Origin of the sequence: Neorhizobium descurainiae, assembly GCF_051400715.1 — a bacterium.
In the GTDB taxonomy this organism is placed as follows: domain Bacteria; phylum Pseudomonadota; class Alphaproteobacteria; order Rhizobiales; family Rhizobiaceae; genus Neorhizobium.
Window position 1 is genome coordinate 105927 of record NZ_JBLFFK010000013.1, and the last position, 19400, is coordinate 125326.

Consider the following 19400-nt stretch of genomic DNA (forward strand, 5'->3'; position numbering starts at 1 on the left):
CGCATGACCTCGATTCCCGAAATGATGGCGGCCGTGCTGCTGACCGGCCATGGCGGGCTCGACAAGCTCGTCTACCGGCAGGATGTTCCCGTGCCCAGGCTCGCAGCCGGGGAAGTTCTCATCCGCGTGACTGCCTGCGGCATGAACAATACCGATGTCTGGGTGCGCCAGGGCGCCTACGGCACCGAGGACGATCCCGACGCAGTCTCCACCTGGCGGCGGCAGGGAAATACGCTCACCTTTCCGCGCATACAGGGCACTGATACCGTCGGTCACGTGGTCGCAGTCGGTGAAGGCGTCGATCCTTCCCGCATCGGCGAGCGGGTGATGGTCGATTTCTCCATCTACAATCGCGAGGATGACAGCCTTGCGGATATCGATTACATGGGCCATGGCCGAGACGGCGGCTATGCCGAATACATGGCGCTGCCTGCCGAAAACGCCCATGTGGTCGATACGAACATGAGCGATATCGAGCTTGCGACCTTCTGTTGCGCTTACCTTACCGGCGAACGGATGCTGGAAAGGGCAAGGCTTTCAGCCGGAGAGCGGGTACTCGTGACGGGCGCTTCCGGAGGCGTCGGTTCGGCGATCATCCAGCTTGCGCGGGCACGGGGCGCCATTCCGATCGCCGTCGCAGGTCCGGGCAAGGAAAAGGCGATCCTCGATATCGGCGCGGAAGCCGTGGTGACGCGCGGAAAGAGCGATCTTGTCGAAGCCGTAGCCGAAGCGGCCGGCGGTGCTCCGATCGACGTCGTCGCCGATCTCGTGGCCGGCCCGATGTTCAATGATCTCCTGAAAATTCTTCGTCCGGAAGGCCGCTACACCACGGCAGGGGCGATCGCCGGCCCCGTCGTGCAACTCGATTTGCGCACGATGTATCTGAAACAGCTTGAGCTGCATGGTTCGAGCCAGGGAAGCCGTGCCGATTTTCGCCGCCTCGTCGGCTATATCGAAAGCGGAAAGGTCCGGCCGCTCGTCGGCGGCGTCTATCCGTTATCCGAGTTCCATCGCGCGCAGGGCGATTTCATGGCCAAGAATTTTATCGGCAAGCTGGTCGTCGTTCCCGATCAGGGGTAAGCCGAGGCCAATTGCGGCGCCGTTCGCTATCCTTTTCCCCTCTGCAGGTTTGCGGAGGTAATCTGCCCGTCTTCTTCGATGGGGCGATGGGGGCGGATGGACCTCCTGGCGAGACGGTCGTGATAAAGGGCAACGGCCTCTTCGGGTTGGATTTCATCGTCGGCGATGGCGCGCAGGATTTCGATAAGATCGAGGGGTGCTTCGGCCTGGTTGATCTTGCGGCCGAACAGCGCCAGACGAGCCCCGTAGCGCTTGCCCTGAAACAGGAGTTCGAAAGTATCGCGCGTCGTGCCTGCGGCACCGCCGAGCACGCCGACGATCGTCTCGTCGTCATAGGTCACAAGCTCTTCCATTGCCCGCGGACCGTTATAGGCAACCTTCAGGAAAACCGGTGCGGCGTCGCGATCGATGCCGGCCAGGCAACGCACGATGCAGTCGTTCACGAATGCACCGATATCGTCTCCCTCCAACGTTCCGACATTCGGATTGAAGACCTCCAGGAAATGCCGGAAGCCGAGCCTATTACATTCCGCGCGGAATTCGTTGTAGGCCGTCAGCGTCCGATGATCAGCCTCCACGTCGTTGACAAAGGTCAGGCTGTAGAGACCGAGATCGGCGCCGATGACATCGGACTTCGGCTCGCGGCCGCCGAACATCACCCGCGAGAGATCCGCAGTTCGGAAGGGACGGGAGGCGGACTGGCGATAGGCACCGTGCCTGGGCAGCCAGATTTCCGTCGTGTCGTTGACACGGGCCGCGCGCGCCATGCGGCTGCCTTCGAAAATCTCCTCCTCGATCGCCAGCCGATGCAGATTATAGGGCGAGAGCAGCATCAGATCGACGATATCCTGCCGAACGATCGCGCGGACGGTTTCCAGGAACTCCGCTCGTGTCGCCGGCCTCTCTCGCCCTTCGGCATCACGGACCGTTCCCAGGGCAGCAATCCCGCGCGCCATGTCCGGATCCTTGGCGTCGCAGATCAGGAACTCCTTGCTTCCGGCGGGATCGCGCCGGATGCGCGCCAGTTTCTCATCAAGTCGGCTGTTCCGTTGCAAGGCCTTGCTCCTAAACGAGATTGAGATGGATACGGCCGGGAAGCCGCATCAGGGAAAAGTGAAAGAAGGATCGAAACGGCTCACATCGGCTGCTGTCGGAAGGCCAGCCCGGCCGCCAGGCCGCGTGCATTTCAATGCGGCAACCGCATTCGAGAACGCGATGGCCCGATCGAGCGGCCAATGGCGGGAGAGCGCAAGCGCCAGTGCTCCGTGGAAGGCATCCCCGGCTCCCACGGTGTCGACGACCTCTACCGCGGGCGCACGCACGTTGCGCAGCGTTCCATCGTCCAGCCAATAGAGTCCGTCCGCCCCATCGGTCACGCCTATGAGCCTGTGGGAAGGAAGTGCCGCCCTTTTGAGGCCTGTCCCGATATCATCGACACCTGTCAGTTGAGCCAGACCGGGCCGCGAGAAAACCACATGATCCGCCGCGGATACGATCGCGCTCACGACCGTGCCGTCATGCCGCGATATATCGGCATCCAGCACGGCCGGAATGCCTTGCTTGCGTGCAGCCGCCAGGGATTTCAGCGCACCCTGCGGCCAGGAGAGATCGCAAAGAACGGCGCCGCCGAGATCATCCGGCATCAGCCAATCGGCATCCGCGGGCAGATCGGGATCGGAATAGGCGACGATCAGCCGCTCGCCGTTTGCGTCAACGAGAATCACCGACCCGGGCGACAGATATCCTTCGAAGGATTTCAGCCATGCGGTATCCACCTTTTCGTCGGCAAGCTCTCCGCGCAAAGCTGCGCCCGTCGGATCATCGCCGATCCGGCCGGCGAAGAAGGGCCTTCCTCCAAGCCGGGCAATGGCGACGCTTGCGGTCGCCGCGGGGCCGCCTCCTACATCGCGGCGAGCTTGTGCATAGATCTTGATCGGCTCAGTCGGAATCGAGGCAACCGTCATGATCGTATCCCGGGTCGCGAGACCGACGCAGAAGACTGAACCGGGCCGACGATCAGGCAATGCTGGCACCCGTGTCGGGATGGAAAAGATGCAGGCCGCCGACATCCACCCGGAAACGCCGCTCGGTTTCCCCAGTATGTGCCGATCCCGGCTTCACCCGCGCCATCGCCTCGCGGTTTCCGAGCCTCACGACGGCAATCGAATCGGCCCCATGCTCCTCCACCAGGACGATATCGGATGCAAAGACGGCGCCGGGATCCGAAGGTTCAGCATCGAGCGATATGTGCTCGGCACGCAATCCGACCTCCACATTTGCGACGCCTGCGCGCTCAAGAGCCTTGGCACGCTCTTTCGAAAGGCGGATCTGCTGTCCTTCACCGAAATCGAGGAAAGCGCCTTCTTCGTCCGCGCGGAGCGAAGCCGGCAGCAGGCTCATCGGCGGCGAACCGATGAACGTACCGACGAAACTGTTCACGGGCCGCTGGTAGATTTCGATCGGGGTGCCGATCTGCTGGACCTCGCCGTGCCTCAGCACCACGATCCGGTCGGCCATCGTCATGGCCTCGATCTGGTCATGCGTCACGTAGATGCTGGTCGTCTTCAACGATACCTGCAGCTTCCTGATCTCCATGCGCATGCCGACCCTGAGCTTGGCATCGAGATTGGAGAGAGGCTCGTCAAACAGAAAAATCTTCGGGTTGCGGATCAGCGCCCGCCCAAGGGCAACACGCTGACGCTGTCCTCCGGACAGAGCGCGGGGCTTGCGATCCAGAAGCGTGTCGAGCTCGAGCATCCGGGCGACCTCGGCCACGTTCCGCTCGATTTCCCGGCCCGGCACATCCCGCATCTTCAAGGCGAAGCCGAGATTTTCAGCGACCGTCATATGGGGATAGAGCGCATAGTCCTGGAACACCATCGCCATGTCGCGATCGCGCGGCGCGACTGCGTTCAGGCTTCTTCCGTCGAGAAGAATGTCTCCGCCGGAAATCTCTTCAAGGCCTGCAATAACCCGAAGCAACGTGCTCTTTCCGCAGCCGGACGGTCCGACAAGGACGATAAATTCGCCATCTGCGATGTCGAGATCGAGAGCCTTGACCGCCTCGACCACGCCGAAACGCTTCTCCACCCCCCGCAGTGTCAACTCTGCCACTTTTTCTCTCTCCCGTGTTGACATCGGATTTTTTTAAAGCACACTAATTACACAGTGTAAATATCTAGGATCACAACGTTGGTGCGGTTCACACCGAGAAGCAGACGGGAGACGCGGGCAACGGTTCTGGAGAGCTTGTTGCGATCCGGAGGCGCGTTTCGCCCGTCAATCGCAAGGGAAACCAAACTCACAGAGGCCAGCGTCTCCCGTATTCTGGCTGAATTACGGGCTGAAAATCTAGTTCAAGAAACGCGCCAGCAGGCACCTTATTCCGGCGGACCGACGGCGCGAGTTACATTAAGCAAGGATATTGCCATCGCTGGCATAGAGCTATCCAACAGCCGTCTTTCCTTCGGCATCGGCGATCTGAGCGGCGCACTGAACTATGTCGAGCGCCTGCCTGCGTCTCCGCATCTCGATCAGGACGAATTCGAGCGCATTTTCGTCGAGAGCGTGGGAACGATGCGGGGCTGGATCGACCACCGTGGCGCCACGATACGGCAGGCGGCACTTTCCATCCCCGGATACGGGCGTGCTGCCGGCAACCCGATCTATCCCTGGGACATGGATCGGCTGCAGACCTTTCTTGCCGATACGCTGGGCGGCATATCGGTGACCCTCACCAATTCGGTCATCGCCCAGGCGGCCTTCCATCGTTATTCCAACACGACTAAATATCCGGTATCCGGCGATCACCTCTTCCTGTTCGTGGGCCATGGCGTGGCCGGCGTCATCGTCGACGAGAGCGCCCCGGTCGATGCGTTTTCAGCCTTCGAAATCGGCCACATGGTGATCGAACGCAACGGGCTGCCGTGCCGCTGCGGCCACAAGGGCTGCATCGAGGCCTATACGTCGCTGCGGGCGATCTCGAAGATCATCGGCGTCGCGGACAGCGCCGTGCTGAGCCGCGGCGACAGCTTCATCGAAACGCTGGCTCTGGATCAGAGCGTGCATGATACGCTGCGCGAGCGCCTGTTCATGCTTGGGCTCGGTCTTGGAAATGCGCTCAACCTGCATCCGCTTTCTTCCGTCGTGGTGAGCGGATGGCCTTCCCTTATGCCCGCCGAGGACCGGAAGGCGATTGCCGAAGGGCTGAACGAGAGCCTGCTGGGCGGTTTCCACGAAAGCCGCCTTGCGCTCTCCTTCATCGCGCCGTCGATCGGCAACGATCCGAGAGCGGCGCTCTATTACGCAGCTTATTGTTTCGTGCGCAGCGGGGGGCTGGATGCGAAGGCGGATCCGCGGACCGCGCTGGAGGAGATCGCGTAGATGCTGACCAGAAATCCGCCGGTCGAGACGAAGCAAACACGGGTGGGCGTTCTTTTCGTCGCCTCCTCCCTATTCCCGGAGGCCGCCGCAAATGCCCTGATCGCCGAAACGCAGCGTCTTGCCGATGAAGCGCGTCTGGCAGGCTGCCTCAAGTTTTCAGACAGGCTCGTCCGTGATCCCGCAAGCTGCGCGGTCGCCTTGCAGGAACTCGATCTCGACGCACTGGACGGACTGGTCATTCAGCTTTCGACCTTCTGCACCGCCGAACTGCTCCACACCGTCCTGGCGGCGATAGGCGAGCGCTCGATGCCCATCGCCCTGTGGGCACTCGAGGAGCCGGGCGAAATCGTCACCAATTCGCTTTGCGGAGCCCAGCTTTGGGCCTCGACGCTTTCCCGTTTCGGCCGCAAATTCACGCTTCTGCTGGGCAATCCCGACAACGTGGAACTTGCTCAGGAACTTGCCGGCTTCGCCGCCGGCGCCAGGGCACATGCAAAGATCAAAGGCGCTCGCGTCGCGCTCGTGGGCAGCCATGCGGACTGGTTCACCAATCTCGCCGTCGATCCCTGGGCGCTGAAGCGCGCGCTGGGCATCACGATCGTCCAGAGCACGCTCGTCCGCTTCCTCGAAGGCTGCAAGGCGGAGCCTGCGAAGGAACGGGAAAACGCCGCCCGCTGGAGCGAAGCGGGTTTCGATGGCGGCGGCGCAGAGAACGGCAGGATCACGCTCGGGCGCACCTATGCTCGCCTGGAGGCCGGTCTCGATCGTATCGATGCCGACGCGATCGCCCTGCGCGACTGGCCGGAAATCCTGTACGCCGAGGATTTCAAAGGTACCTGGGCGGCCTTGGGAGAGCTGCAGGACCGCACCGTTCCCTTGGCTCCCGAAGGCGACGTGATGGGTGCTGTCAGCGCACTTGTCGCCCGGGCGTTCGACCCGGCCTCGCTGCCTTTCCTCACGGATATTTCCGGCTTCGACCGCGCCAACGATCGGCTCGTCCTATGGCATTACGGCGTCAGCCCCCGGCTTGCCGATGGGCCGCGCTCGCTCGATACGGCGCTGAAGCAGGAGAGCTTTCCCCTTCGGGCCGGCGATATCACGCTCTTCCGGCTCTCCATGCGGCCGGACGGAACGCTGCGCATCTTCGTGACGGAGGGGGAGATCGAAAAGCAGCGTTCCGGGGCCAATCGCGCGGCGGGCTATTTCCGCCCCACCGGCGGCGGAGCCGAAGCCTTGATCCGCCGGTTCATCGACAACGGCTACGAACATCACGTGACGGCGGTCTACGGCCGCTGGGGGAATGCCGTTCGACATCTGGGCCGGCAGCTCGGCGTAGAGGTGGATCATGGCTGACGGGGACCTGAACACCCTTTCCGCCATGCTGTCCGCAGATGCGCCGTACCGTCCGGCCACCATCGGCTGGCGCAAGCCGGGAGATTCCTGGATATGGGAACCGTTCGAGCGCTGCGGTGCCCGCGTTGAAGAGGAGACCGGGAACAATGGCCGCAGCTTCCGCATCATCGTCTCGAAAAAGGATGCAGCGGCGATCGACATCGCCTTTCCCGTACCCGCATCCTTCCAGGCGTTCGGCGGTGGCGAGCGCTTCGAGACACTCGACCTGCGCGGCCAGTCGGTCCGCTACTATCTGGAGAACTTCGGGCTCGGCAGCGGCACGTATCTTCCAAGTCCGTGGATCGCGACGACACTCGGCTATGCCCTGTTTCTACCCGACGAAGCGCCGGCTGTCTTCCATATCGCCGCTCCGTTCGATCCGCACATGCTGCGCATCCAGGTGGAGGGCGACCGGCTCGAACTGGAAATCCATCTCGGCAGCCTCGGCGATCTCTACAAGGCGCTGATCGGCAGGATCGGCCCGCCGCTGATGCCGGAAGACAGTTTCTTCAGCCTGTGGAAGGCCGGGGATTGGCGTTTCGAGAATGCGAAAACGGTGGCGGCAGATATTGCAGGACATGCCCGGCTCGGCCTGCCCATGGGCATCAAGCTGATCGACGCCTATTGGGCGAGCGAGGTTCATTCCTTCGCCTTCGATACGGAAAAATATCCGGATGCCTGGGACATGGTATCCCGCATGAAGGAGAACGGGACCGGCATCTATCTCTGGCTCTGCCCGTGGGTGGTCGTCGGCACTCGATCCTTCGACCATGCCAGGGAAAACGGCTATGTCATCGTCGACAAGGACGGTCAATTGATCACCCGCCGGCCCGGCGCGAACCCCAATATCGTGGCGGCGTTGATCGACTTCTCCAATCCCGAAGCGAGCGCCTGGTGGTCGGAGAACCTGCGCAATCTGCTGAATCTTGGGATCAAAGGTTTCAAGGCGGATTTCGGCGAACAGCTGCCCGAACATGCGGTCCTGAAATCCGGGGAGACAGGTGGCCGCGCCCATAACGCCTTCGTGCGTTATTATCTGGAAGCCACGATCGACGCATTCGACGGCAGGACACCGGCGATCATCAGCCGATCGGGCTCGCCGCGCGTGCGGGCACCCGTCTGGAGCGGCGACCAGACATCGGACTTCTGCCCCAAGACCGGCCTGTCCTCGGCGATCCGCGCCGCGCAAAGCGCGAGCCTCGCGGGCTGGTCGTTCGTCGGCAGCGATCTCGGCGGCTATTTCGGCACGCCGACGCCGCAGGTCTTTGCGCGCTGGACACAGTTCTCCTGCTTCACGCCGCTGATGATGCTGCACGGGCTCGGATGCCGGGAGCCGTGGGACATGGACGAGGGCTCGATCGAAATCTTCAAGCGCTACGCCAAGCTTCACCTCGCCCTCCTGCCGGTCTTTCGGCGCTACGGCCGCGAGGCTGCCGACGGGGGAATGCCCCTGCTGAGGATGATGCCTCTCACCTTTCCGGAAATCGACTGGAAGAGCATCAACGACTGGGACCAGCAATATATGCTCGGCGACGACATTCTGGTCGCGCCCGTGGCCTTCTACGGAAATACTCGGGCGGTCTATCTGCCCCATGGCGACTGGTACGACGTGCTGGCGGGTGAATGGGTCGCGGGGCCGGCATGGCGGATCCACGACGTGCCGCTCGAAAAGGTGCCCGTCTTTATCCGCCGCGATGCCCAGATTCTCCTCTCGACGGATGAGAAGAACCGCAAGGCGATCCTTCTCCATTTCCAGCCTTCCTCGGGGAGCATGACGGTTCCGGACATGGCATTCGCAGGCGAGGGCGACGCCTGGACCGTGGAGGCGGTCGGAGTCGTCGGAGGCAACGGCATTTCAGGCATTGCGGGCGGTGAAGTTTCGTCGACCTCTCCCCCCATGGGGGCGGATATCGAAAGCTGGATCGGCGAGGACATCATCTGGTTCCCGCCGATCAGGGAGGGGCAGCGGGGGGCTGCCTTGTCCGGAAGAACGGAGACTGACTAGCCGCATACCGAACGACATAGTGGAGGAGATCATGAACGTTCGCAGCATGCTGAAAGGCGGCGCCGCAGCCGCCGTCCTGGCGTTGAGCCTCGGCTCCTCGCCGGCCTTTGCAGATAACATCGTCATGTGGGTCAACGCGGCGTTGGCCAACGGTCCCGATGCACCGCTCTATGAAGAATTGAAGGCTTTCCAGGCCGCCACCGGCCACACCGTCGAAGTGCAGGCGGTACCGCCCATCGAAATGGAGCAGAAGCTGTTCGTCGCCCTGTCCGGCGGCGCCGGGCCGGATGTCATGACGCTCGACATCGCGTGGGTGGCAGGCCTCGCAGATGCCGGCCTCCTGGCCGACATCACGGAAAAGGCAGACCCCGTCGCTTCGGAATACCAGCCGGGGCCTTATTCCAGCGGCCGCTTCGAGCAGAAACAATACGCATTGCCGCTCTACACGAACAATGTCGCGCTTCTCGTGAACGACAAGATGCTCGCGGATGCCGGCATCAAGAAAGCGCCGGCGACATGGCAGGAATTCCATGATGCCGCCGTTGCGATGACCAACAAGGAGAAGCAGACCTACGGCGCGAGCTTCGGCGGCAATCGCATGGGAGCTTTCCAGCTCTACAGCTTCATCTGGCAGAACGGCGGCGATATCATCGATGCGGAAGGCAAATCGCATATCGCCGATCCGGCCTCGATCGAAGCCGTCGATTTCCTGGCGAAGCTTTATTCGGAATCGAAGGCGATGCCGGATTCCGTGCTGACCGCAGGCAACTGGGATGAGGTGCACGCGCCGTTCGTCCAGGAACGCGCCGGCATGGTGGTTACCGGCGACTGGGCGCTGGCCGCCGTGGCCAAGGCCAATCCCAACCTGAAGTTCTCAGTACATCCGCTTCCCGCCGGCAAGGAGGCCGCGACGGTCATCGGCGGCTTTGATCTCTCCATCAAGGCGAATACCTCTGTGCCGGAAGCCAGTTTCGAGCTGGTCCGATGGCTCTCCGGTGAACGCAGCATCGCCCTCATGCGCAAATACAATCGCCTTTCCGCCCTGAAGAAGGCTGCAACGCCCGAGGCCATCGCGGCATTGCCGCCCAACATGCAGCCTTTCATGCAACAGGCGGCCGCAGGGCGTGCGCGGCCGGTCGTCGCCGCCTGGACCCAGATGCATACCGACGTCTTCGCCAATGTCTGGGATTCCGTCATCCGCGGAAAGCCCGCCAAGGACGCCATGACCGAGGCGGATGCGGCGATCAAGAACCTGCTGGAGAAGTGAGATGACCGTGCGCACCGTTCACCGGCCCGGATTGAAACCAACCTGGTCCTCTATATTCGAAACCGGGCTCGGTGCGCGCGTCTATCCCTATATCATGGTCCTGCCGGCAGTGGTCATCGTGCTCGGCGTGGTGGTGTACCCCGTCGTTTCAGGCGTCATGACCGCCTTCTACGATGTGACGCTGCGGAGCCTGAACAGCGGCGACATGGATTTCGTCGGTTTGCGCAATTTCGAGCGTGTCTTTGCCGACCCCAATTTCGTCCGAGCGTTGCAAAACACCATTGTCTGGGTGGTTCTCAACGTTGTCGCCCAGCTTGGCCTCGGCCTTGCGCTTGCGCTTCTCCTGCATCGGGCCATGCCGGGGATCGGCTTCTTCCGCTCCGGCATCCTGGTGCCATGGGTCGTGCCGAGCGTCGTGGCGGTGCTGACCTGGCGGTGGATGTACGATCCGAGCGTCGGCATCGTCAACGAACTGTTGCTGAAACTCGGCGTCATCGATGCCTACCATCCCTGGCTCGGCGATACGGCAACGTCGCTTTACGCCGTCACCGTCGAAAGCATCTGGAAGGGCACGCCTTTCGTCATGCTTCTGCTGCTCGCAGCCTTGCAGCTTGTGCCGAAATCCATCCTCGAAGCGGCATCCATGGATGGCGCATCCGGCTGGAAGAAGCTCTGGTACGTCATCCTGCCGCAGATCCGCGTCTCCTTCGCGATCGCCGCCGTGCTGACTTTCATTCTGACCGTGAACAACTTCAACGCCATCTGGCTGATGACCGAGGGCGGGCCGCTCAATTCCTCGGAAATCCTGTTCACGCTCGCTTACAAATACGGTTTCAAGCGGTTCGATCTCGGATTGGCCTCGGCGGTCGCGACGATGCTCTTTGCCGGCCTCGTCGTCGCTACGACGATCTATCTGAAACTCATCCAGGCCCGGGAGGAGGATTGACCTTGACTGCTGCCATACTCTCCTCCGACAGCCGGGCGTCCGCGGCAACCGGCGTCGCCGCACATCAGCGTACGAAGGCCTTTCGCAAGATTCTCGCCTATGCCGCGCTGTGGATCGCATTCGTCTGGGCGGTCTTCCCGTTCTACTGGATGATCGCAACCTCACTGAGGGCCAAGGACGAGATCTTCCAGCGCCCGCCGAGCCTCGTTCCGCACACGGTGACGATCCAGAATTACATTGACTTGCTCGTCGGAGCACAGTTCTGGCGCTTCGCGATGAACAGCCTGCTCCTGACGGCCAGCGTGACGCTCGTCAGCGTGCTCATTTCGGTGACGGCCGGCTATGCCATGGCGCGGCACCGCTTCAAGGGTTCGGTCGTGCTTCCATTGTTCATGCTGTACGGGCAGATGTTTCCGCCGGTGCTGCTGCTCATTCCCTTCTATGCGCAGCTTCGCCTGCTCGGCTGGCTGGACAGCCTGTGGGGACTGATCCCTGTCTATCTCAGCTATATGCTGCCGCTCTGCGTGTGGCTCATGCGGGGCTTCTTTTCCCAGGTGCCGCATTCCCTTGAAGACGCGGCACGCATGGATGGCTGCACGCGCTGGCAGGCGTTCTGGAAGGTCATACTGCCGATGGCGAAGCCCGGAATCGTGGCCGTCGCGACCTGGGTAATGATCCACAGCTGGAATGAATTTCTCTATGCCAGCACCTTCATCCTCAGTGAAAAGAACCGCACGCTTCCGCTCGGCCTTAGCGGCTTGATCGGCCAGTACACGACCGACTGGGGCGTGCTGATGGCCGGCGGCGTGATCACGGCGCTCCCCATACTGCTCGTCTTCTTCTTCCTGCAAAAACATCTGGTTTCCGGAGTGGGCGGCGGCGCCGTGAAGGGATGAGGCGCTCGTGAGGCGAAGAAAGATAGGAACGAGACCATGACGAAGATAAAGCGTGTCCAGGCCTTTGCGCTCTCCTGCTCGACGCCCGGCGGAGCGGTGTTCGCCGTAGGGCGTTCGGCAAAACGCGACATGGTGCTCGTCCGCATCGAAACCGAAGACGGCATCGTCGGTTATGGCGAAGCGCATCACGCACAGACGCCAAGCACGATCGCCGCCTTCATCAACGACGCGCTCGGCCCTTCGCTTGTCGGCATGGACGCGCACGAGACGGAAGCGATCTGGGACAGGAGCTATAGGCGCTTCATCGCCACTCACGGGCCGGGTGCTGCGGCGGTCATCGGGCTCAGCGGCGTCGATCTGGCGCTTTGGGACATCAAGGGCAAGGATCTTAACCAGCCCGTCTTCCGGTTGCTGGGCGGCGCACGGCGGCCGATCCGTGCCTATGCCGGCGGCATCAGCCTCGGCTTTCAGCCGGTCGATGATCTGAAACGCGAGATCGAGCAGTTCATAGGGCGCGGCTACGACTTCATGAAACTGCGCGTCGGCGACACGATGGAGAAGGACCTCGAACGCGTCAGCGCGATCCGGGCCGCCTTCGGGCCTGAAATCACGCTCGCCGCGGATGCCGGGACGCGCTACAGGACCTCCGATATCGCCCGCATTGCCGAACTCTGCGATGCCGGACGCCTAGCCTGGCTGGAGGAGCCGTTCACACCCGACAATCTGCCGGGGTACCGTCGCCTGCGCGACGTGACACCGACACCGCTCGCTGCCGGCGAAAACCATTTCACCCGGCATGAACTGCGCGCACTGATCTCGGAACAGATCGTCCAGTTCGTTCAGGCGGACTGTTGCAAGACCGGAGGGATCACCGAGATCCTCAAGATCGCCTCGCTGGCGGATACCTGGCATCTTCAATTCGCCCCGCATACGAGTGCCTCGGTCCTGAGCACGGCAGCTTCCCTGCACACGCTTTCCGTGGCGCCCAATGCCTTCATCTATGAGGCGGATGTTTCGGCGATCAATGCCTTCCGCGATGAGCTCGGAAAACCCTTCGAGATCGTTGACGGCATCATTCTGGCGCCGGAAGGTCCTGGTCTCGGCGTCGAAATCAACGAGAGCCTGATCTCCCGATATCCCTTCATTCCCGGCGCTTCATATCAGTAGCCACAGTGCGCGATCCTCCCTTAGTGGGAGGAAGACACCGGTGGCGCCGCCGCGGCAGGAATTGCGTCATGTCCCGGATCGGGCCGCTTCGTGCGCAATACCCTGAGGACGAACACGAAGAAGGCCGGAACGAAGAAAATCGCCAGAACCGTGGCCGAAATCATGCCACCGAGAACGCCGGTGCCGATCGCGTTCTGGCTTGCGGCGCTCGGCCCCGTCGCGATGGCAAGCGGCACCACGCCGAGCGTAAAGGCGAGCGAGGTCATGATGATCGGGCGGAAGCGGACGCGGGCGGCCGCAACCGCCGAATCGGCAAGCGACTTGCCCTCGGCAAAGTAGTCCTTGGCAAATTCGACGATCAGGATGGCGTTCTTGGCAGAGAGACCAATGATCGCAATCAGACCGACCTTGAAGTAGATATCGTTCGGCATGTCGCGCAACATCACCGCGAGCACGGAACCGATAACGCCGAGCGGCACGACGAGCATGACCGACAGCGGAATCGACCAGCTTTCGTAGAGACCGGCGAGCAGAAGGAAGACGAACAGGATGCTGAGCCCGAAGAGGATCGGCGCCTGAGTGCCCGATGTGATCTCCTCCAGCGACTGGCCCGTCCACTCGAAGCCGAAGCCCTCCGGCAGCTCGGATGCAAGACGCTCCATCTCGGCGATCGCGGCACCTGACGACACGCCCGGGGCCGGTTCGCCGGAAATGCGAACGGTCGGATAACCGTTGTAACCCACGATCTGGGCCGGCCCCTTCTGCCATTCGGCGATGGCGAAGGAGGACAGCGGCACCATTCCGCCATGCACGTTCCGGACATTCAGCTTCAGCAGGTCTTCGGCCTGCAGCCGGTCCTTGTCCAGCGCCTGTACGATGACACGCTGCATGCGGCCCGTGTTCGGGAAGTCGTTGATATACGCGGATCCGAGATTTGCCGTGATGGTGTCGTTGATATCGGCGAAGGTGACCCCGAAAGTATTCGCCTTCTCCCGGTCTATGACCAGCAGAAGCTGTGCGGCATCCGGCATGCCTTCCGGCCGGATGCCGACGATGAGGCCGGATTGCGATGCTTTCGCCATCAATTCGCCGGCGGCGGCATTGAGGGCGGCCTGGCCGTTTCCGCCGCGATCCTGCAGACGGAAGGTGAAGCCGTTCGACACGCCGAAACCTTCGATCGGCGGCGGCGAAAGGGCAAAGGTCGTGGCGTCCTTCAGCGCAAACAACTGCATGTTGGCGCGGTTGGCGATTTCCTGGGCGCTATTGCCCTCGCCACGCTCGGCCCAGTCCTTCAGCGTCACGAATACCAGCGCGGCGTTGGGACCCGTGCCGGAGAAACTGAAACCCTGGATCGCGACGGTGTTTTCGACCGCAGGTTCGGCCCGAAACACGTTCTCGATCTGCTCAAGCGACGCAAGCGTGCGGTTTCGGCTGGCCTCCGGCGGTCCCTGCACGTCGACGATCAGGAAGCCTTGGTCCTCGTTCGGAACAAAGCCGCCCGGGAGATTGAGGAACAGATAGCCAAGCCCGGCGAGAAGCGCGAGATAGACCACCATCATGCGCCCGGCGCGGCGCGCCAGACCGGCGACGCTGCCGGAATAGCCATTCGTGAGCCTTCCGAAGCTCCGGTTGAACCAGCCTGCGATTCCGCGCTTCTCGTGATGCCCCTTGGGGATGGGCTTCAACAGAGTGGCGCAAAGCGCGGGAGTGAGCGAAAGCGCCAGGAAGGCGGAAAACAGGATCGAGACGACCATCGTCAGGCTGAACTGCCGGTAGATGATGCCCGTCGAGCCGGGAAAGAACGCCATCGGGACGAAGACGGAGGAGAGGACCAGTGTGATGCCGAGGATGGCGCCGGTGATCTGCCCCATTGCCTTGCGGGTCGCTTCCTTCGGCGGCAGCCCCTCCTCGGCCATGATGCGTTCCACATTCTCGACGACGACGATCGCGTCGTCGACCAGAATGCCGATAGCCAGCACCATGGCGAACATGGTCAGCACGTTGATGGAGAAGCCCGTCGCCAGCATGATCGCCAGGGTGCCTAGCAAGGCGACCGGCACCACCAGCGTGGGGATGAGCGTGTATCGGAAATTCTGGAGGAAAACGAACATCACGACGAAGACGAGGATGATCGCCTCGATCAGCGTATGGATGACTTTTTCGATCGAAGCCGACACGAACGGGCTTGTGTCGTAAGGGATCGAATATTCGATGCCCTGCGGGAAAAACCGCGAAAGTTCCTCCATTTTCGCTTCTACGGCCGCCGCAGTGGCGACAGCATTGCCCGTGGAGGAAAGCTGGACGGCGGCAGCGGCGGTGGGCTTGCCGTTCAGCCGGCTCACGAAGCTGTAGGCCTCCGCGCCGATCTCGATATTCGCCACATCGCGAAGCCGCACCGTCGAGCCATCCGGGTTAGCCCTCAGGATGATATCCCCGAACTGCTGCGGATCGGTCAACTGCCCATGGACCAGCACGGTCGCCGTGAGATCCTGGCTGACCGGATTGGGTGCGGCGCCGATCTGGCCGGCGGCGACCTGCGCGTTCTGGGCGGCTATCGCCGCGCTGATATCGGCCGTGGACAGATTGAGGCCGACCATCTTATCGGGATCGATCCAGACGCGCATCGCGCGCTGGGCCGCGAAAAGCTGCACGCGGCCGACACCGTCCAGACGTCTCAATTCGCCGAGAACGTTGCGGGTCAAATAATCGCCGAGCCCCACATCATCCAGCCGGCCGTCGGTCGAGTTAAGCGAGACCACCATCAAAAAGCCGGAGCCCGCTTCCTCGACATTGATCCCCTGCGACTTCACCGCCTGCGGCAAGCGCGGCTCGACGCGGCGAATGGCGTTCTGCACGTCCACCGAGGCCTGATCGATATCCGTTCCGGCCACGAAGGTTGCCGTGATGGTGATGTAGCCCGAGGCATCCGACGTGGATTCGAAATAGATCAGACCATCCACACCGTTCAGCTCTTCCTCGATCTGACGCGTCACGCCCTGGTAGATTTCCTGCGGCGAGGCGCCGGGATAGTTGGTCGAGATCGTCAGCTGCGGCGGAGCGACCTTCGGGTACTGCGCCACCGGCAGGAACGGCAGCGCAATGACCCCGGCAAGGGAAATGAAAATCGCGAAAACCCAAGCCAGGATCGGCCGGCTGATAAAAAACTGGGCCATTACTGCACCTGATTATCGGAATTGACAGGGGTCGCTTCGACCGCGTTGTCGGGGTTCCAGGGCTCCGGAACCACCTTCCCGCCGGGCTGGGCCTTCTGCGCGCCATCGACGATCACCCGCTCGCCGTTCTTCAGGCCACTTTCAACCACCCATTCGTTGCCGATCGCTTCTCCGAGAATAATGTCGCGGGCCTGCGCAGTCGCATCATCGGTCACCACGTAAACTTGGGCTTTGCCATCGGGGGTACGGACAACGGAACGCTGAGGAATGGTGATCGCCCCCTGACGGACCGCTTGTTCGGCACGGACGCGGACATACATGCCGGGAAGAAGGTCCCCCTTCGGGTTGGGAAACTCGGCGCGCAGCGTCACTTGTCCGGTGGTTGCGTCCACGCTGGCGCTGGCGAACAGAAGCTTGCCCCGCTCCGAATAGATGCTGCCGTCATCGAAGATGAGCTGGACACTCGCCTGGCCCGGTGCCGGGCTTGCAAGTCTTCCTTCATCCACGGCGCGCTTGAGGGCGAGCAATTGCGAAGAGGATTGTGTGAAATCCGCATAAACCGGATCGATCTGCTGAATCAGTGCAAGGTTCTGCCCACCGTCGGCTGCGACCAGGGCGCCCTCCGTGACGAGCGCCGCCCCGATGATGCCGGTAATCGGCGCCCTCACCTCGGTATAATCGAGATTGATCCTGGCTTCGTCGAGCGCGGCTTCCGCGGCCGCGACATCCGCGTCGGCCTGGGCGAGCGCTACAGCGGCGGTGTCGTAGTCGATGCCGCTTGCCACATTGCGATTCCGGAGCGTCCTTTGCCGCTCCAGTTGCTGGCGGGCATTGGCCTGGGTGGCTTTCGCTCTCTGCAGAGCCGCCTCGGCGCTCGCGACCCGAACCCGGAAAAGCTTCGGATCGATGCGATAGAGGATATCCCCTTGCTTGACGAGGGTGCCCTGCTCGAACACACGCTCCTGCAGAATACCCGAGACCTGCGCCCGCACCTCCGAAACCCGCGTCGCCGCAATGCGGCCGGGCAGTTCGCTGACGACAGGGACAGCGCGTTCCTGCAACGTCAATACACTCACCGCCGGCGGCGGCATCTCACCAAATTGCCCGAAGGCGTTGCCGCTCGTCACCATGATGATCGGAGCAGCCAATAGAAGGGCACCGACGCGTGGCCAAGATTTGAAATTCTTCATCGTTCAGTCACCTGCAAATAAATGAATCACGAACCGCTCCATCGGCGGGTCTTCCGTGTCGATATCAGCCGGGTTCGGGGAAGCTGACGAACATCGTCCTGATCCCCTCGAGGATTACCGTCCTCTCCGCCTCGTCCCAACGATGAAAATCGAACAACTCGAAACAGAGGAACCCGCTGAGTGCCAGGTAGGCCAGTAGCGCCGCTTGCGGCCTGCCCGTTGCCTTGACGGCCTGAAGGTCTTCGGCGAACCATTCCCGTATGAGGTCCCGGACCTTGTCTTCGCTCGACATGGCGGCACTGATGGCCAGCGTGACGGCTTTATCCTCATCATCAGGCCCTGCCGACGCAGTGGCGATGCGGCCGTACAATTCCGGATGCGGCGTATCACTGTTGGCTGCCACCGCCGCCTCGGTCCGCTCCTGTTCGGCTTTGATTTTCCGTTGGATCAAAGCTTCGAGCAATCCCGACTTGGACTTGTGATCATAGACGACCCGGGACTTGCTGACACCGGCCTCTCTCGCCACCGCGTCGATCGACAGCCCGGCCGCGCCGGCCCGGAGCACGACACGGACAGCCGCGTCCAGAATGTCATCGATTTCGATCTTGCGATCTCTCGCCATCACAGCCCCAATGCAAGGAAAGGTTGGCCGCCTATACACGAACGTTCGTTCTTTAATCAAGTGGACTTTCCGCCGCACCGGTTACGGCTGGACATGCTGCGGCCTGCGGATGCACGACTAGGACAGCCAAGCCGGACACCCTTCAGGTTCCCCGGCATGCATCCTGATATTTGTAATATTCGCCGCATGATGGATTGACATTCAAGACCTTTTTGTCCGAATAAAGATTACAACATTCCTGTGGTGCTGCTATATGATTGCCATCCTCGCGGACGACCTGACAGGCGCTCTCGATTCGGCGGCGCTCTTCGCCGGGAGGGGCCTGCATACCGATGTGGCGCTGCAATGGGACGCCATTTCGCCCGTCCTGCAGGATGAGCCCGAGGTTCTGGCCATCAATCTGGGATGCCGCGAGCTTGACGACGAGGCGGCAAAAAAGGCGACGGGCCGCGCCATTTCCCTGCTTCCTCCCGGGATATCGCTCTTCAAAAAGATAGACTCCCGCCTCAAGGGCAATATCGCCGCCGAACTCGATGCGATGCCGTTCGGCCGCGCTCTCGTCGCTCCTGCAATTCCCGAATTCGGCCGGTTCGTGGTAGCCGGCTGCCTGGAGGGATTCGGGGTCGATCAGCCGATCTCCATCCGTGAAAAGCTCGGTCGCCACGCCTCTCGTGCGATCATTCCCGACATCCGCTCGGCGGCCGACATGGATAAGGCATTGCAAACGGCTCAAGCAGCAGGGGTGGACCTCCTGATCGGCGCAAGGGGGCTTGCCGATGCCATTGCGCGCCGAATGACCGGAAGGGCGGAAGCCGTACCGGCCGAAATACCCGCAGGCGCGGCGCTCTTCGTCATCGGATCCCGGGACCCGATCACGCTCGTGCAGATAGATGAGCTCAGACGTTCTTATCCGGTACGCTACCTGCAGGCTCCAAATGGCCTGATGACGGCGTCCTTCATCGGCGGGGCAGGTATAACTCTCGTGCAGGCGATGCCCGGACCCGAGGCGCGCAGTCCGCAAGAGGTTTCCGAAGCGCTTGCAGCCAGTGTCGCCGCCAGGGTTACCGATACTGCGAAAACGCTTCTCCTCTCCGGCGGAGCGACCGCGGAAGCGGTCTTGCGCAAGATGGGCATTTCCCGCCTTCGACTGATCGGCGAGTGCCTGCCCGGGCTGGGATTGGCCTATGCAGACGGCCAATGCATAATCGCAAAGTCCGGCGGATTCGGAGGGCCGGACACGCTGAAGTCAATCACAGGCATGATCCGGAAGGCGGGGTAG

The 19400-nt window shown here is 62.1% G+C and carries 15 protein-coding genes; 9 read left to right on the plus strand and 6 right to left on the minus strand.

Annotation, left to right across the window (positions count from 1 at the left end):
* Nucleotides 1–3 precede the first annotated feature (3 nt).
* A complete protein-coding gene (locus tag ACMGE0_RS21135) occupies nt 4–1080 on the plus strand; it encodes an alcohol dehydrogenase family protein (protein ID WP_436817860.1) in 1077 nt (358 codons plus the stop codon).
* Between the two features lie 26 nt (nt 1081–1106).
* Here ACMGE0_RS21135 and ACMGE0_RS21140 read toward each other — a convergent pair whose 3' ends face one another.
* From ACMGE0_RS21140 to ACMGE0_RS21150, 3 genes are read right to left on the minus strand one after another with little or no spacing between them, the layout of a single operon-like run.
* The gene (locus tag ACMGE0_RS21140) at nt 1107–2135 is read right to left on the minus strand and encodes a hypothetical protein (protein ID WP_436817861.1); all 1029 of its coding nucleotides are present in this window, start codon (nt 2133–2135) and stop codon (nt 1107–1109) included.
* 48 nt (nt 2136–2183) lie between these two features.
* Nucleotides 2184–3149, minus strand: a complete 966-nt coding sequence (locus ACMGE0_RS21145; RefSeq protein WP_436817862.1) for a PfkB family carbohydrate kinase — start codon at nt 3147–3149, stop codon at nt 2184–2186.
* Nucleotides 3097–4194, minus strand: a complete 1098-nt coding sequence (locus tag ACMGE0_RS21150) for an ABC transporter ATP-binding protein (RefSeq protein WP_436817863.1) — start codon at nt 4192–4194, stop codon at nt 3097–3099. The genes ACMGE0_RS21145 and ACMGE0_RS21150 overlap by 53 nt, the downstream gene beginning before the upstream one ends.
* A 138-nt stretch (nt 4195–4332) precedes the next feature.
* Between ACMGE0_RS21150 and ACMGE0_RS21155 the strand changes: the two genes are divergently transcribed.
* Genes ACMGE0_RS21155 through ACMGE0_RS21185 form a run of 7 tightly spaced genes read left to right on the plus strand, consistent with a single transcriptional unit; the run spans nt 4333 to nt 13136 of the window.
* On the plus strand, nt 4333–5463 hold the full coding sequence (locus tag ACMGE0_RS21155) for an ROK family protein (protein ID WP_436817864.1): 1131 nt from the start codon (nt 4333–4335) through the stop codon (nt 5461–5463).
* Nucleotides 5464–6816 (plus strand): hypothetical protein, encoded by a 1353-nt coding sequence (locus ACMGE0_RS21160; RefSeq protein WP_436817865.1) that lies wholly within the window; start codon nt 5464–5466, stop codon nt 6814–6816.
* Nucleotides 6809–8860, plus strand: a complete 2052-nt coding sequence (locus tag ACMGE0_RS21165; RefSeq protein ID WP_436817866.1) for a glycoside hydrolase family 31 protein — start codon at nt 6809–6811, stop codon at nt 8858–8860. The genes ACMGE0_RS21160 and ACMGE0_RS21165 overlap by 8 nt, the downstream gene beginning before the upstream one ends.
* 31 nt (nt 8861–8891) lie before the next feature.
* The gene (locus tag ACMGE0_RS21170) at nt 8892–10127 is read left to right on the plus strand and encodes an ABC transporter substrate-binding protein (RefSeq protein WP_436817867.1); all 1236 of its coding nucleotides are present in this window, start codon (nt 8892–8894) and stop codon (nt 10125–10127) included.
* Between the two features lies 1 nt (nt 10128).
* Nucleotides 10129–11073, plus strand: coding sequence for a carbohydrate ABC transporter permease (locus tag ACMGE0_RS21175; RefSeq protein ID WP_436817868.1), 945 nt, complete (start codon nt 10129–10131; stop codon nt 11071–11073).
* A gap of 2 nt (nt 11074–11075) precedes the next feature.
* Nucleotides 11076–11969, plus strand: coding sequence for a carbohydrate ABC transporter permease (locus tag ACMGE0_RS21180; protein WP_436817869.1), 894 nt, complete (start codon nt 11076–11078; stop codon nt 11967–11969).
* Nucleotides 11970–12005: 36 nt separating this feature from the next.
* A complete protein-coding gene (locus ACMGE0_RS21185) occupies nt 12006–13136 on the plus strand; it encodes a mandelate racemase/muconate lactonizing enzyme family protein (protein ID WP_436817870.1) in 1131 nt (376 codons plus the stop codon).
* A gap of 20 nt (nt 13137–13156) precedes the next feature.
* Here ACMGE0_RS21185 and ACMGE0_RS21190 read toward each other — a convergent pair whose 3' ends face one another.
* The 3 genes from ACMGE0_RS21190 to ACMGE0_RS21200 all read right to left on the minus strand — a co-directional run bounded on the left by ACMGE0_RS21190 (nt 13157) and on the right by ACMGE0_RS21200 (nt 18121).
* Nucleotides 13157–16309: a multidrug efflux RND transporter permease subunit gene (locus ACMGE0_RS21190; RefSeq protein WP_436817871.1), complete on the minus strand. Its 3153-nt coding sequence runs from the start codon at nt 16307–16309 to the stop codon at nt 13157–13159.
* Entirely contained in the window at nt 16309–17439 is a 1131-nt protein-coding gene (locus ACMGE0_RS21195) for an efflux RND transporter periplasmic adaptor subunit (protein ID WP_436817921.1), read from the minus strand. The genes ACMGE0_RS21190 and ACMGE0_RS21195 overlap by 1 nt, the downstream gene beginning before the upstream one ends.
* 124 nt (nt 17440–17563) lie before the next feature.
* Nucleotides 17564–18121 (minus strand): TetR family transcriptional regulator, encoded by a 558-nt coding sequence (locus ACMGE0_RS21200; RefSeq protein ID WP_436817872.1) that lies wholly within the window; start codon nt 18119–18121, stop codon nt 17564–17566.
* A gap of 253 nt (nt 18122–18374) precedes the next feature.
* Between ACMGE0_RS21200 and ACMGE0_RS21205 the strand changes: the two genes are divergently transcribed.
* On the plus strand, nt 18375–19400 hold the full coding sequence (locus tag ACMGE0_RS21205; protein ID WP_436817873.1) for a four-carbon acid sugar kinase family protein: 1026 nt from the start codon (nt 18375–18377) through the stop codon (nt 19398–19400).

Excerpts from the sequence above, each read along its gene's own strand:
- ACMGE0_RS21205 (WP_436817873.1), top strand. The coding sequence starts at position 18,375 with ATGATTGCCATCCTCGCGGACGACCTGACAGGCGCTCTCGATTCGGCG.
- ACMGE0_RS21200 (WP_436817872.1), bottom strand. The coding sequence starts at position 18,121 with ATGGCGAGAGATCGCAAGATCGAAATCGATGACATTCTGGACGCGGCT.
- ACMGE0_RS21195 (WP_436817921.1), bottom strand. The coding sequence starts at position 17,439 with ATGGTGACGAGCGGCAACGCCTTCGGGCAATTTGGTGAGATGCCGCCG.
- ACMGE0_RS21135 (WP_436817860.1), top strand. The coding sequence starts at position 4 with ATGACCTCGATTCCCGAAATGATGGCGGCCGTGCTGCTGACCGGCCAT.
- ACMGE0_RS21185 (WP_436817870.1), top strand. The coding sequence starts at position 12,006 with ATGACGAAGATAAAGCGTGTCCAGGCCTTTGCGCTCTCCTGCTCGACG.
- ACMGE0_RS21175 (WP_436817868.1), top strand. The coding sequence starts at position 10,129 with ATGACCGTGCGCACCGTTCACCGGCCCGGATTGAAACCAACCTGGTCC.
- ACMGE0_RS21160 (WP_436817865.1), top strand. The coding sequence starts at position 5,464 with ATGCTGACCAGAAATCCGCCGGTCGAGACGAAGCAAACACGGGTGGGC.
- ACMGE0_RS21190 (WP_436817871.1), bottom strand. The coding sequence starts at position 16,309 with ATGGCCCAGTTTTTTATCAGCCGGCCGATCCTGGCTTGGGTTTTCGCG.
- ACMGE0_RS21170 (WP_436817867.1), top strand. The coding sequence starts at position 8,892 with ATGAACGTTCGCAGCATGCTGAAAGGCGGCGCCGCAGCCGCCGTCCTG.
- ACMGE0_RS21145 (WP_436817862.1), bottom strand. The coding sequence starts at position 3,149 with ATGTCGGCGGCCTGCATCTTTTCCATCCCGACACGGGTGCCAGCATTG.
- ACMGE0_RS21165 (WP_436817866.1), top strand. The coding sequence starts at position 6,809 with ATGGCTGACGGGGACCTGAACACCCTTTCCGCCATGCTGTCCGCAGAT.